Raw genomic sequence first — 13,172 nt, 5'->3', positions numbered from 1 at the left:
TCATATATTCTTCCCAAGAATTAAAAATCCCTTCCAAATTTTTTCGAAATTGCAATTAGAGTCTTTCTAACCTTAGCATTAATATGGTATACTATAAAAAATACCCGTAAGGGGTATGTCGACAGTATTGTTAGAGGAGTTGTTACAAATGATTTATGATGTAATAATCGTTGGAGCAGGTCCTGCAGGTCTTACTGCAGGAATCTACGCCTCCCGTGGAGGACTTAAAACGGCCATCGTTGAATTAGCAATGCCCGGCGGACAAGCAGCTTCAACAGACAAAATCGAAAACTATCCTGGTTTTCCTGAAGGTGTCAACGGTTATGAACTAATGAACGCCTTCCATCAGCAAGCCTTGTCATTTGGAGTTGAATTTGTTTATGAAGAAGTAAAAGGCCTTGATCTCAAGGAAACCGTGAAGAAAATTCATACCGACAGCTCTGTTTTAGAAGCAAAGGCCCTGATTATTGCGGCAGGTTCTAAGCCTAGGCTGCTGAATGTTCCTGGTGAAGAGTTTTTCAAAGGGAGGGGAGTGTCTTATTGTGCCACTTGCGACGGAGCTTTCTTTCGCGGAAAAAAAGTTGTCGTCGTTGGCGGAGGAGATTCGGCTATTGAAGAAGGATTATACCTTACTAAATTTGCTGAAGAAGTCATTCTTATTCATCGGCGTGAGGGTTTCAGGGCTTCACAAATTATCGTTGACCGGGCCAAGGAAAACTCTAAAATTCGCTTTGAACTTAATTATGTGGTAGAAGAGATTCTGGGGTCAGATCATGTCGAAGGAGTACGCGTTCGTAATGCCCTTGACTCAACAAGGAAAGAAATAAAAGCTGATGGTGTCTTCATTTATGTTGGAACAAGTCCTAACGTTCAGTTTATTGATAGTGAGATAAAAACCGACGAACGAGGGTATATATATACTAACCAGTTTTTGCAGACAAATATAGAGGGTGTGTACGCAGCCGGAGATATTCGCACTACGCCGCTGCGGCAAGTCTCTACGGCGGTTGGTGACGGAGCCCTTGCTGCAGTTGAAGTTGAGAAGTATTTAGCAGAGCAGCATCACAAGTAAGCATTATTTGTAGAATTTTAAGGTTTTTTGAAAAATAAGACCTTGATAATTTGTAATGCTTATAATATGCTATAGTAAACTTCAAACAATTTAAACTAATTAAAAAATAGAGGTGGAATGCTCAGTGCACTTTGTGGTCTGCCTAAAACAAGTACCTGATACCTCAGAAGTCCGAATTGATCCCAATACCAATACCCTCATGCGGGAGGGAGTACCCTCAATTATTAATCCCTATGATGCTCATGGCTTAGAAGAAGCAATTCGCTTAAAAGAAAAGGCTGGCGGTAAAGTAACTATCGTCAGCATGGGCCCTCCGCAGGCCAAAGAAGCTCTAAAAAAAGCCATGTCTTTTGGCGCGGATCGCGCAATTCTCTTGAGTGACCGTGCTTTTGGCGGTTCAGACTCATTGGCAACAGCTTATATTATTTCGACGGCTCTTAAAAAAATTCATGAGACAGAACCCATTGATTTAGTTTTTGCCGGTAAAGAAGCAATTGATGGCGACACTGCTCAAACTGGGCCGGGCATTGCTCAAAGGCTTGGCTTTCCACAGTTAACTTATGCTATTAAGATTAAGGAACTAACGGATACAAGCATCACCGTTGAACGAAAAACTGAAAGTGGCCGGCAAATAGTTCAAGCTCAACTGCCCGCGTTAATTACGGTGGAAAAAGAACTAAATGACATACGCTACGCTTCTCTTCCCAATATGATGAATGCTGCTGCCTACGAACCGGAAGTTTGGACCGTTGATTCCTTACCTTTTGACTTGAAGCAGATGGGCCTTAAGGGATCTCCTACAAGTGTTTCCAGGATATTTGCGCCTCCCGGACGATCCGGCGGGGAGATCATGGATGGTACGAAAGATCCGGCAGGGATTGCTGCTTCGGTTGTCCAAAAGCTTCTGCAACAAAACGTCATCATGGTTCATCCCCTGATGAAGGGAGGCAAGCATTAATGACTGTAGCTATTGATAAGACAAAGTGTATTGGTTGTGGAGCGTGTGTTATGGAATGCTCCCTGGAAGCCATTGATTTAGTCGACGGAATTGCTCATCCTGACCCCAATAAATGTAAAGACCTGGGGAGCTGCGTCAAAGTTTGTCCGACAAACGCTCTATCTCTTTCTATTCCCCAAGAACCAAAAACTGAAATTGCTTCGGAGGCTGGTTCGAAGTTTGATTTAAAAGAACCTCTGCCGGAAGCGGTAAGTGATTATGCTCAAGGTAATGCGAAAAAGACAATTCGTTCTCAAGTGAAACCAGTTGCCGGGGGCGATGTCTGGAGCGGAGTTTGGGTAATTATTGAATATAACAACGGGAGAGTTGCGCCGGTTTCTTGGGAGTTGTTGGGCGAAGGCCGAAAGCTTGCCAATTCTCTGGGCTGTGAACTTTGCGGCGTGATCACCGGTTATCAAGTCGATAGTGTGATTCCCGAAGCTTTTGCCTTCGGGTCAGAGAAAGTCTATGTTATCGATCATGAAGTGCTTAAGGACTATAGAACAGAACCCTATGCTGAAGCAATTTCGGGCCTTGTTCGAAAATACCAACCTGAAATTATACTTATGGGCGCTACCTCCATGGGACGAGATGTATTCCCGGCGGTCGCTACGAAGATGCAAACAGGATTAACTGCTGATTGTACGGTATTAGGTATTGATCCTGAGACGAAACTCCTGCAGCAAACCCGACCTGCCTTCGGGGGGAATATCATGGCCACGATCCTTTGCCGCAGCAGACGCCCGCAAATGGCCACTGTACGGCCGAGAGTCATGGAAATGCCTGAAAAGGTTGAAGGACGACAAGGAGAACTGATACGCGAAGAATTCACATCGAATGAAAGCGATTTTCGCACAAAAGTTCTGGAGTTCATTCCGGCTGATGCCAGAAGCGCATTTCTAGACAAAGCTGAAATTATAGTTTCTGTGGGTCTGGGTCTCGCGGCCAAACGGAACTTGGTCCTGGCAGAAGAATTAGCCGAAGTTTTAGGCGGTACTCTGGCGGGGTCCCGAGGAGCCGTAGAAGCAGGCTGGCTTAGTCATGATCAACAGGTTGGTCAATCAGGAGTTACCGTTCGTCCAAAGGTATATATTGCCATCGGAATTTCAGGAGCTATTCAGCATTTAGTAGGTATGGAAACTTCAGATTTTATTATAGCCATTAACAATGACCCAGAGGCACCCATCCTAAAAGTCGCTAATTATGGGATTGTTGGTGATCTTTTTCAAATCGTACCTGCACTAACAGCAGAATTTAAAAAACGCCTTCAGCACGGCGTGGCTAATTAAGGAGGGGCAATCATGGAAAACTTTGATGTAATCATCGTCGGAGGCGGTCCTGCTGGCCTATCTGCCGCAATTAGCGCTGCTCATGCAGGTATGAAAACATTAGTCATCGAACGCGGAGATTACCCCGGTACGAAGAATGTGATGGGCGGGATCCTCTATACAAAGGCCACGGATATGGTCGTGCCGGAATTTTGGAAAGAGGCACCGTTAGAACGCCCTATCATTGAACAGAGGATCGCCATGTTAAGCGGAGATGAATCAATTCTGGCCGGTTATCGAGATCCGGATTGGGCAGCGGAACCTTATAATGCACATTCGATTTTAAGGGTTAAATTTGACCGCTGGCTGGCTCAACAAGCGGAAAAAGCCGGAGTTATGATCATCACGGAAACACTGGTTGAAGATCTTCTTTATAAAAACGGTAATGTTGTGGGAGTTCGAACAGGCAGAGCTGAAGGGGACTTAGGAGCTAAAGTTGTTATTATTGCCGAAGGAGTCAATAACTTTTTAGCTGTTAAAGCCGGATTGGCAAAATCCTTAAAGCCGGCAACGGTCGCTGTCACCGTCAAAGAAATCATCTCGTTGCCAAAAGAAAAGATCGAGGATCGTTTCTGCCTCGATGAAGGACAGGGAGCCACCATCGAGTTATACGGGGACTCAACAGCAGGGATGATGGGTGTTGGATTTATCTATACCAATAAGGATTCAATTTCCATCGGAGTTGGAGCTATCCTGGAATCGGTAGTACGGGAACATTGGACTCCCAATGATCTCTTGGAAAATCTTAAAGCGAAACCTTATGTCAAGCGGCTTTTGCAGGGCGGTGAAACTAAGGAGTATCTGGCTCATCTCATCCCGGAGGGTGGGTATACACATGTCCCAAGGCTTCATCGCCAGGGGGTTATGGTCGTTGGGGATACCGCTATGCTGATGAATTCTCTTAACCGTGAAGGCTCAAATCTTGCCATGGTATCCGGAAAAATTGCCGGCGAAGTTGCCGCTCAAGCCATCAAAGCCGGAGATGTCAGCGATCAAGCTATGGCTGTTTATGAATCCCGTTTGCGCGATTCTTTTGTTTTGAAGGATCTTCATCATTATCGCCATATGGGTAAATTCTTCGAGGATAATCCCCATCTTCTAAAGATCTATCCCAAAATGTTCTCTAAGGCTGCTAAAATGTATTTAACGGCAGATGGAACTCCCAAAAAACAACGCCAGAAAGAAATTATACAAATGCTTTTCGAACAGCGGTCAAAAGGCGGCTTCATTAAAGATCTCTACGGTGCATGGAGGGCCTTATTATGAAATTAGATGATAAACTCTATTTGGTGCGATTTAATACGGATAAGTTGAGTCATATTAAGATTAATGATCCTAAAATATGTTTAAATCAGTGTCAGGACAAACCTTGTACCCGCATCTGCCCCGCCCACGTTTATGATTGGGACGATGAGGAGAAGCGTATTTCCGTGGGATACGAAGGGTGTCTTGAATGCGGAACTTGTTTGATTGGCTGCCCTTATGGCAACATCAATTGGAAGTATCCTAGAGGCGGGTTTGGAGTCTCGTGGAAAAATGGCTGATTGAATATCCAGTTCACAAAAATGCTAGAAACTCGACAAAGAGGAAGACCGTATTGCAGTCTTCCTCTTTTCTTGACTATTAGACCTCCATGCCACTGCGCAACATCATCGGATGATGAAAACAGGCCATCCCTTCAGGTCGGGCAGCATCGATAGGGGATGGGGATTCTTAATTGTTTGCTTTCTAAAGTTTCTTTGACAGCCATTTAAACGATAGGTAGAATAGAGTGGAAGGGAGAAAAGCATGAACTTGACACTTAGCGAAGAAACGTTAAACAAAGAAACTCAACTTATCGAGCTTATAAAATCCTATAAAAAGGTGTTAGTAGCCTTTTCAGGCGGAGTAGATTCTACGTATCTCCTGGCCATAGCCCATGAAGCTTTAGGCCAAAATTGCCAAGCGGTGTTTGCTTGCGGGCCGATGGTTTCTGCGCAAGAACAGACTTCAGCCTTAAATTTAGCTCAAATGTATAATTTTCCGGTCAAAGTAATCGATATCAATGTTATGGAATTGCAAGCTTTTCGTGATAATCCACCAGACCGGTGTTATTTTTGCAAAAAGGAGCTTTTTGCGACCTTCTTATCTGTGGGTAAAAGAATGGGGTATACTACCTTGATTGAAGGTACCAATGCTTCTGATAACCATGATTATCGACCCGGCCGCAAGGCTCTGAAAGAGTTAAAGATCATAAGCCCCTTACTGGAAGTCGGCCTCAAAAAAGAAGAGATTCGAGCTTTGTCTCGGTGCCGTAATTTACTAACTTGGGACAAGCCCTCCATGGCCTGTCTTGCTTCGAGAGTTCCTTACGGCGATATGATCACTCTCGAATTATTAACGAGAATTGCTCAAGCTGAAGCTCTCCTCAACAGTTTGGGTTTTAATGAGTGCCGCCTTCGGGTGCATCAAGATATAGCACGGATTGAAATTCCCATCCAAGCTTTCACATCATTGATCCAAAAACATACAGAAATCGTTACGGCTATCAAAAAATTAGGTTTCCGCTTTGTAACATTAGACTTAGAAGGGCTTCGTTCTGGAAGCCTAAACCCAGATCAGAAGGATGATTAATCATGAATGAAGAGACAATCAAAGCCCTCCTTGAAGAGGTTAAGTCAGGAGCTTGCTCACCGGAACAAGCGTTGGGTCAATTAAGAGAATTACCCTTTGAGGATTTGGGTTTTGCTCGTTTAGACCATCATCGAGGGCTGCGGACAGGGCAATCCGAAGTTATTTTTTGTCAAGGAAAACAGCCCGAACAGATCATCTCTATCTTAAAACATTTGGGTGCTAAATCTCAAAATGTCCTGGCAACCCGGCTCGTTCCAGACCATGCCGAACGGATTTTGCAGCATTTTCCAAACGCTCAGTACGATCCGCTGGCACGCTGTCTCTTATTTCATCCTTTGGAAGAGCCATCAATTCCGGGGAAAATTCTGATAATGACAGCTGGAACTGCAGATTTGCCCGTTGCCCGGGAAGCTTGGATCACAGCCCGTTATATGGGTCACGAAGCAGAGACAATTTATGATGTTGGAGTTGCGGGTCTTCATCGCCTTCTTGCCCAACGAGACAGTATGGATAGTGCCGAAGTGCTGATTGTCGTGGCAGGAATGGAAGGAGCCTTAGCGAGTGTCGTCGGTGGATTAGTTGACCAGCCTGTGATTGCTGTCCCGACAAGCGTAGGTTATGGCGCACATTTTCAAGGGCTCGCAGCATTACTCAGCATGCTGAACAGCTGTGCTTCAGGGGTAGGCGTTGTAAATATTGACAATGGTTTTGGTGCTGCTTCTTTAGCTTCAACAATCATTCGTAGAATTAATAAAAATCGTTAAGAGGTGCAGCAAATTGAAAGTTCTCTATTGGGATATATTTGCCGGAATCAGCGGAGATATGGCTTTAGGCTCTTTAATAGCGTTAGGTGCGAATCCGGAAAAGATTATAGAGCAATTACATTCAATAGGCCTAAATGAATTTCGATTAGATATCCGCTTGCGTCAAGTTCAAGGCATTCAAGCAACGGACATTGATGTTGTAGTATTAGATAATCACGAACACAAACAAAACTTCAGTCACAATCACGAGTTTGCAAATAATCATACTCACGGTCATGACCATGACCATGACCATGAGCACGAGCATGAGCATGCCCATGAACATAACCATGAACATGGGCATGAGTATAAGAACGAGTACGTTCAACATGATCATACTCCCGTGACTCATGCTCACAATCGATATCTTCCGGATATTCAAAAAATGATAATGTCAGGGTCCCTGTCTGAACGTGCGCAAGAAAGTGCTTTAAAAGTGTTTAACGTCCTAGCTGAAGCGGAGGCTAACGTTCATGGGACAACAATTGATAAAGTACACTTTCATGAAGTTGGAGCCGTAGACTCGCTGGTTGATATTGTGGGAACCTGTATAGCTTTGGATCAGTTGGATATTGAAGAAATACGTGTTTCTACTCTCCCTTGGTCAAAAGGATTTGTTCAATGTGCGCATGGAACGCTGCCCTTACCGGCCCCGGCGACTCTGATGCTGTTACGTGGCTTCAAATTTAGAGATTCGGGAATTACAGGCGAACTTATTACCCCTACAGGAGCAGCGCTCATGAAGGCCTTAGCCCAGCAGACAGATTTTCCGGAGATGATTATCCATAATGTTGGTTATGGTTCCGGTAAAAATGATTATGGCATTCCAAGCCTGCTTCGGGGTGTAATTGGAGAGATATAACTTAAGGAGATAGTATGATTGAGAAAATTATCGATAGTCTGAGACAGTCTGACTGGAGTGTGAGCTATCCTGCAGGAAACTGGGTTTGTGCAACCCATGACTCTCTGCAGCGTGGGCTTCTTTTCGGATATTTAAATGAGATGTCTGAAGATCTAACGGTTAAGATCTCTGAATTTAAAATCCCAACCTGGGATGCAATTATTTTTTGTCCCTCGGGATTTGACTCTTCGCAGTTAAAGAAATCTCGTTTGCCGGGCATTCAATTATGGTATTGGGATCTGGAATTGGGAAATATTTTCCCCAATCCACCTACCAAAAAACAAGATATTCCCAGAATGCTGAAACAAATAGCCAGTGGGACACCGGTTTCTCTAAATGCTGAACTTCAGCCCCAAAAACAGCCGATTCCTTATTTTACTTATGCATTTATTGGAATCAACTTGCTCGTTTTTTTACTTATGACTCTAGCGGGCGGATCGGAAAATCAGGATGTATTAATCGCCTTCGGTGCTAAAGTTAATTCTTTAATTCAAGCCGGGCAAGTGTGGCGCTTATTAACATCTATGTTTATTCATATTGGATATTTTCATCTCGCCTTTAACTTGTACGCATTATGGGCCTTAGGGCCTTTGACTGAACTAAGTTACGGTCATGGAAAGTATTTTGCGATTTATATGTTAAGTGGTCTTGGAGGCGCAATGGCAAGTTTCTTGTTTTCCCCGTTCCTTTCGGCAGGTGCTTCAGGAGCAATTATGGGCCTTCTGGGAGCTCAACTGTTTTTTATTTACAAACGACCTTATCTATGGAAATCCGGTCTTGGTATGAATCTTGTCATTGTAATTTTAGTGAACCTTGGATTTGGATTTTGGCAGCCGGGGATTGATAATTTTGCCCATCTCGGCGGACTATTTACAGGAATGTTCATGGGTGCCCTTTTATCATGGAAAAACTTTATAAAACCTAAGAGTGCCAAACTTTCATAAAAATACCTCTTTTTAATAAGCATAGTTTCCACCCATCTAAGGACAAAATACAAACAAGAGCTTGCGGTTTCTTAGCGAGGTGGCTTTAATAATTGCCATCGTTAGTTAAGACAGCGTAAGCTCTTTTTATACTATCTGTAAGTATACTTTTCTGTTAAACCATCCCTCTAGATAAGTACTACAACCCGCACCGACCATGAAGATAAGCTGATGAGCATATCGCCGCACTGCAACTCATTATGCCCACTCCTTCAGTGCGGATTGCTCAAGCGTCTCTGTAGCCAAGAATTACGGGAAGAGTGTTACTTGCTCTCTTATGTATTAGTTTTTTGAGCAGTTCTGTGAATTTCCGCAAAGAATTCACTGACTTCTTGAGGGGTAGGAATATGTTGATCAACGTGCCCTAATTCCTTCGTAATTGTGGCAAAGGCGTTTAACCAGGCTTCGGTTATACGGGTCGCGATTTCTTGGGGACTATTCATAATAAAACTCCTTTCAGTTTTTCTTTAATTTATGTAATTTTGGGCAATAGGTGCATATCTATCAGCTTTTACAATGATTGCATCATGTATCAGAAAAAGGTTCGTGTTATTAACCAATAAAGACTTTCTTAAGCGAGAGGAGAGCAGCAATGCTTTGAAAAAACGAAAGAAGGGTTTATTAAATTATTTCTCGCGAGATTATTGGGTCCAAATAGGGCTGTTTCTACTTATCTTCTTGGTAGCAGGAAGACTTGTGGTTCTCCAGGTAGTTCAGGCATCTAATCTTCAGGCCAAGGGAATTGAACGAAGGACAACTGATAAGCGTCTTCATCCTAAACGGGGATCGATTTATGATGCACAGGGAAATGTTTTAGCGCAGAGCATTCCTGTCAAAGAGGTATATGCAGATCCCAAAACGTTGTCCAATTTAATAGCCCAAAAGAAGTATAAAGATACCAAAGAACATGCGGCTCAAGAGCTTGCGGAGATCTTAGGCCTTAATCCGCAAGACATTCTTGGTAAGTTAAATAAGGACTTATTGTGGATAAGTCTAGCTCATCAAGTAGACCTTCAGAAAGCTGATCAAATTATGGCCCTAAAAATTCCGGGGGTAGGGACAACAGATGAAGAAAAACGTGTATATCCTATGGGAAATTTGGCATCCGCTGCACTTGGTATTGTAAATCTAGAAGGACATGGTGCTGAGGGTATTGAATCATATTATGACAAAGCCTTATTTGGCAAGCCCGGATTCCAATCAGTGGAACAAGATACTCGAGCACGTTCTATCTTTGAAACTGCAGATCAGCTTGAGCCTTCTCATCCAGGGAATTCTTTGGTACTTACTTTAGACTCTGCTATACAATATTCGATTGAACAGCAATTAGATAGTTTGCAGCAAAATACAAAAGCCAACAGCGTGACAATTCTTGCTATGGATCCGATGAGCGGACGCATTTTGGGGTTAGGTTCTCGACCAACCTTTGATCCAACAAATTATCTCAAATCATCACCGGAAGAACGACGTAATTTAGCCATCAGTATGTCCTATGAACCGGGATCTACATTTAAAATTATCACAGGTTCCAGTGCCCTGGAAGAAGGAGTCGTCAGTCCGGATGAAACCTTTCCTGATCCGGGATATTTGCGGGTGGGGCCACGTTTAATCACGAACTGGGATTCTGATCAAAAACCCCATGGAAATCCTACCTTAACTGAGGGAATGCAATTGTCCTCAAACGTTGTTTTAGCTCAGGTAGGACTTAAACTAACCAAAAGAACCTTCTTTACGTATTTAAAGGCCTTTGGTTTTGGTGCCAAAACCGGCGTAGATATTAGAGGGGAAGAAAGTGGTTTGCTTGTTCCGCAAGAAAATGTACGAGATTTAGAATTAGCAACAATGTCCTTTGGACAAGCTAATTTAGTGACGCCTATTCAATTATTGACGGCAATATCAGCTGTTGCTAATGGAGGAACTTTATATCGGCCCTATATCGTGGATAAAATTGTTGCTCAGGATGGAGAGGTGGTTCAGGAACTGAAATCTAAGCCCATTCGTCAAGTCATATCAAAGGCGACAGCAGTACAAATGACCAATATTCTCGAACAAGTTGTATCTGCTGGGACAGGTCATCTTGCTCAAATCCCTGGAATCAATGTGGCAGGCAAAACGGGTACCGCACAAAAAGTGGATCCCAGAACCGGAGGGTATTCCACGACGGATTTTATAGCTTCTTTCGCCGCCTTTGCACCGGCAGAAAATCCTAAAATCGCAGTCCTTGTGATTATTGATACTCCTAAAAGCGCAGAAGGCCATCAAGGCGGAACTTTAGGAGGACCTCCGGCTAAGGCTATTATTGAAGGTGCTCTTCAATATTTTGGTATTCCGTCAGCAAAGGATACTCTAAGCACTGTTTCCATTTCATCTGGTGATTCACAGGTTAGGCCTTCGCCCCAACCCGTTATTCCTGAACGTTCGCCAGGTGTTTACGAAGCAATTATTCCTGATTTAACCGGAATGACGATGCGTCAAGCAGGTGACCTAATAGCAAAATCAGGCCTGCATTTTGACTTTACGGGGAGCGGACTCGTAGTTCAGCAAAATCCTCTCCCTGGGAAAGTAGTGAGTAAGGGTTCAACACTCGAAATAAAGTTTTCTCCTTTAACGCCTTAGATGATAACTAATCGAACTCATCGTGGCAAGAGAAGAAACAAAATAATGGAGGAATGATCAATAATGGATCTCGATAAGCAAATTGAAAGCATGAAAGAAGAACTAATCTCCGCTGTTCAAGACTGTATTAGAATTAAGAGCGTTAAGGATGTTGCTCATGCAGCACCTGGAGCTCCTTTTGGCCCCGGAATACAGGATGCTTTGGAATGGACCTTAGAATTGGGAAAAAAGCTTGGCTTCAGCGTTAAGAATGTCGATGGTTATGCAGGCCATATTGAAATGGGTGCTGGAGAGCTGTTAGGAATATTAGGGCATTTGGACGTAGTACCGGAAGGTGACGGGTGGTCAGTCCCTCCCTTCAGTGCAGAGATTGTGGATGGAAAAATATATGGGCGGGGCGCTTTAGATGATAAAGGGCCGAGTTTGGCAGCGTTATTCGCCATGAAAGCTGTTAAAGATGCCAAGATTCCTTTAAAAAAGCGGGTTCGTCTAATACTAGGCACGGATGAAGAATCTGGCTGGGCAGATATGGATTACTATCTAAAGAAGGAAGAAGTTCCTAACATCGGTTTTGCACCGGACGCAGAGTTCCCGCTGATTCATGCCGAAAAAGGGATACTGCATCTGGAACTGAAAAAGGCTTTTAAGGAATCCTTACCTCATCTTGTAAGTATTCGTGGAGGAGAACGGGCCAATGTTGTTCCTGATATTTGCGAAGTTACGTTAAGAGGGTTCGATCATGAATTTATAGCTCAGTCAATCAATACGGGCACCTTCCCTGAGGGGGTCAGCGCGCAGTTGAAGGATCAAGTGGATTCTCAGGATCTTATTCTTGCGTTTAAAGGCATAGGGGCACACGGCAGCCTTCCTCAGAACGGAAAGAATGCTGTTCTTTATGCTCTAAACTATTTGCTGCAATTACCGCTTAGCCCTGAGGAACAAAACATTCTTGAGTTCATTTTAAAGCATCCTGGAAGAGGCTTTTTTGGAGAGGGATTCGGAATCGCTTTCAGCGACGAGCCATCCGGTCAACTTTCACTCAATCTCGGAATATTCGAATTATCGTCAGATGGGGTGCGATTTGTTCTCGATATTCGCTATCCAGTGACCTATAAACAAGAGGATGTTTTACAGCCTATCGAAACAATTATCCAAGCTGAAGGATTTACGTTAGACGTTATTAACCATCAAAAAGCACATCATGTTCCCAAAGATAGTGAGCTCGTAAAATCCCTGCTTAAAGCCTATGCAGATGTTACAGGACTTGAACCGTATGCCTTTGCTATCGGAGGAGGAACTTACGCTAAAGCACTCCCTCGGGGCGTTGCTTTTGGCCCGGTTTTTCCGGGTGAACCGGAAGTGATTCATTGCGCTGATGAATATATTTCTATAGACAACTTGATATTAACGACAAAAGTCTATGCTCAAGCTATTGTAAATATCGGCAATCTTGAAAATCACTAAAAGTATGCGGGAATAGTCCGGAGGAATAATAAGAAGAAGGAATAGTCAGAGGTTAAAAACTCATATGAAATAGCTTGACTATTTTATGATTCTTAAGTATACTAATTAGTGTTGTTAATGCGCCACTAGCTCAGCTGGTAGAGCATCCGACTCTTAATCGGCAGGTCCGCGGTTCGATCCCGCGGTGGCGCACCAAAAATTACTGTTAAGCTAGATACGGCAGGTGTTTCAGGTTTTCTGAGACACCTGCTTTGTTGTGTCCTATCAACACTGAAGAGATCGAAGGAGTGCTCCCGCATAGAGAAGTGGAGACTTAAACCAAGAAAAAACAGCGGCAACAATAAAAACAAGTGTTTGGAATACCAAGACACTTGTTTTTAAATTTAAGACAGTGC

At 43.5% G+C, this 13,172-nt stretch carries 12 protein-coding genes and 1 tRNA gene; 12 read left to right on the top strand and 1 reads right to left on the bottom strand.

All coding sequences use genetic code 11. The annotated features are described in order from the left end of the window. Positions 1-115: 115 nt before the first annotated feature. The 9 genes from trxB (at position 116) to DESACI_RS14005 (ending at position 8,658) form a co-directional block, all read left to right on the top strand. Positions 116-1,072: a thioredoxin-disulfide reductase gene (gene trxB, locus DESACI_RS14045; protein ID WP_148271310.1), complete on the top strand. Its 957-nt coding sequence runs from the start codon at positions 116-118 to the stop codon at positions 1,070-1,072. 124 nt (positions 1,073-1,196) lie between these two features. Further along, on the top strand, positions 1,197-2,030 hold the full coding sequence (locus tag DESACI_RS14040; protein ID WP_014827854.1) for an electron transfer flavoprotein subunit beta/FixA family protein: 834 nt from the start codon (positions 1,197-1,199) through the stop codon (positions 2,028-2,030). Then, positions 2,030-3,358, top strand: coding sequence for an electron transfer flavoprotein subunit alpha (locus DESACI_RS14035; protein ID WP_014827853.1), 1,329 nt, complete (start codon positions 2,030-2,032; stop codon positions 3,356-3,358). The genes DESACI_RS14040 and DESACI_RS14035 overlap by 1 nt, the downstream gene beginning before the upstream one ends. A 12-nt stretch (positions 3,359-3,370) precedes the next feature. Beyond that, positions 3,371-4,663, top strand: a complete 1,293-nt coding sequence (locus tag DESACI_RS14030) for an FAD-dependent oxidoreductase (protein ID WP_014827852.1) — start codon at positions 3,371-3,373, stop codon at positions 4,661-4,663. Further along, positions 4,660-4,941 carry a ferredoxin family protein gene (locus tag DESACI_RS14025; RefSeq protein WP_014827851.1) on the top strand — a complete coding sequence of 94 codons (282 nt, stop codon included), beginning with the start codon at positions 4,660-4,662 and terminating at the stop codon, positions 4,939-4,941. Before DESACI_RS14030 ends, DESACI_RS14025 begins: the two co-directional genes overlap by 4 nt. Positions 4,942-5,185: 244 nt before the next feature. Further along, positions 5,186-6,010 carry an ATP-dependent sacrificial sulfur transferase LarE gene (gene larE / locus DESACI_RS14020; RefSeq protein WP_014827850.1) on the top strand — a complete coding sequence of 275 codons (825 nt, stop codon included), beginning with the start codon at positions 5,186-5,188 and terminating at the stop codon, positions 6,008-6,010. A 2-nt stretch (positions 6,011-6,012) separates the two neighbouring features. Further along, a complete protein-coding gene (gene larB / locus DESACI_RS14015; protein ID WP_014827849.1) occupies positions 6,013-6,774 on the top strand; it encodes a nickel pincer cofactor biosynthesis protein LarB in 762 nt (253 codons plus the stop codon). Positions 6,775-6,787: 13 nt separating this feature from the next. Next, positions 6,788-7,675, top strand: coding sequence for a nickel pincer cofactor biosynthesis protein LarC (gene larC, locus DESACI_RS14010; RefSeq protein ID WP_014827848.1), 888 nt, complete (start codon positions 6,788-6,790; stop codon positions 7,673-7,675). Between the two features lie 14 nt (positions 7,676-7,689). Further along, complete coding sequence (locus tag DESACI_RS14005) at positions 7,690-8,658, top strand: rhomboid family intramembrane serine protease (RefSeq protein ID WP_014827847.1); 969 nt, start codon at positions 7,690-7,692, stop codon at positions 8,656-8,658. A 314-nt stretch (positions 8,659-8,972) separates the two neighbouring features. Here the strand turns inward: DESACI_RS14005 and DESACI_RS24805 are convergent, their stop codons facing one another. Further along, positions 8,973-9,140: a hypothetical protein gene (locus tag DESACI_RS24805; RefSeq protein ID WP_014827846.1), complete on the bottom strand. Its 168-nt coding sequence runs from the start codon at positions 9,138-9,140 to the stop codon at positions 8,973-8,975. A 154-nt stretch (positions 9,141-9,294) separates the two neighbouring features. On the opposite strand from DESACI_RS24805, the gene DESACI_RS14000 reads away from it, so the two are divergent. The 3 genes from DESACI_RS14000 to DESACI_RS13990 all read left to right on the top strand — a co-directional run bounded on the left by DESACI_RS14000 (position 9,295) and on the right by DESACI_RS13990 (position 12,972). Further along, the gene (locus tag DESACI_RS14000) at positions 9,295-11,313 is read left to right on the top strand and encodes a penicillin-binding protein (protein ID WP_014827845.1); all 2,019 of its coding nucleotides are present in this window, start codon (positions 9,295-9,297) and stop codon (positions 11,311-11,313) included. 63 nt (positions 11,314-11,376) lie between these two features. Further along, on the top strand, positions 11,377-12,777 hold the full coding sequence (gene pepV / locus DESACI_RS13995) for a dipeptidase PepV (protein WP_014827844.1): 1,401 nt from the start codon (positions 11,377-11,379) through the stop codon (positions 12,775-12,777). A gap of 119 nt (positions 12,778-12,896) precedes the next feature. After that, positions 12,897-12,972 (top strand) — tRNA-Lys (locus DESACI_RS13990). Positions 12,973-13,172 lie beyond the last annotated feature (200 nt).

Origin of the sequence: Desulfosporosinus acidiphilus SJ4 (assembly GCF_000255115.2) — a bacterium.
Taxonomy (GTDB): Bacteria; Bacillota; Desulfitobacteriia; order Desulfitobacteriales; family Desulfitobacteriaceae; genus Desulfosporosinus; species Desulfosporosinus acidiphilus.
Note: the sequence above shows the minus strand (reverse complement) of the source record. Positions and strands in the feature narration are given on the sequence as shown.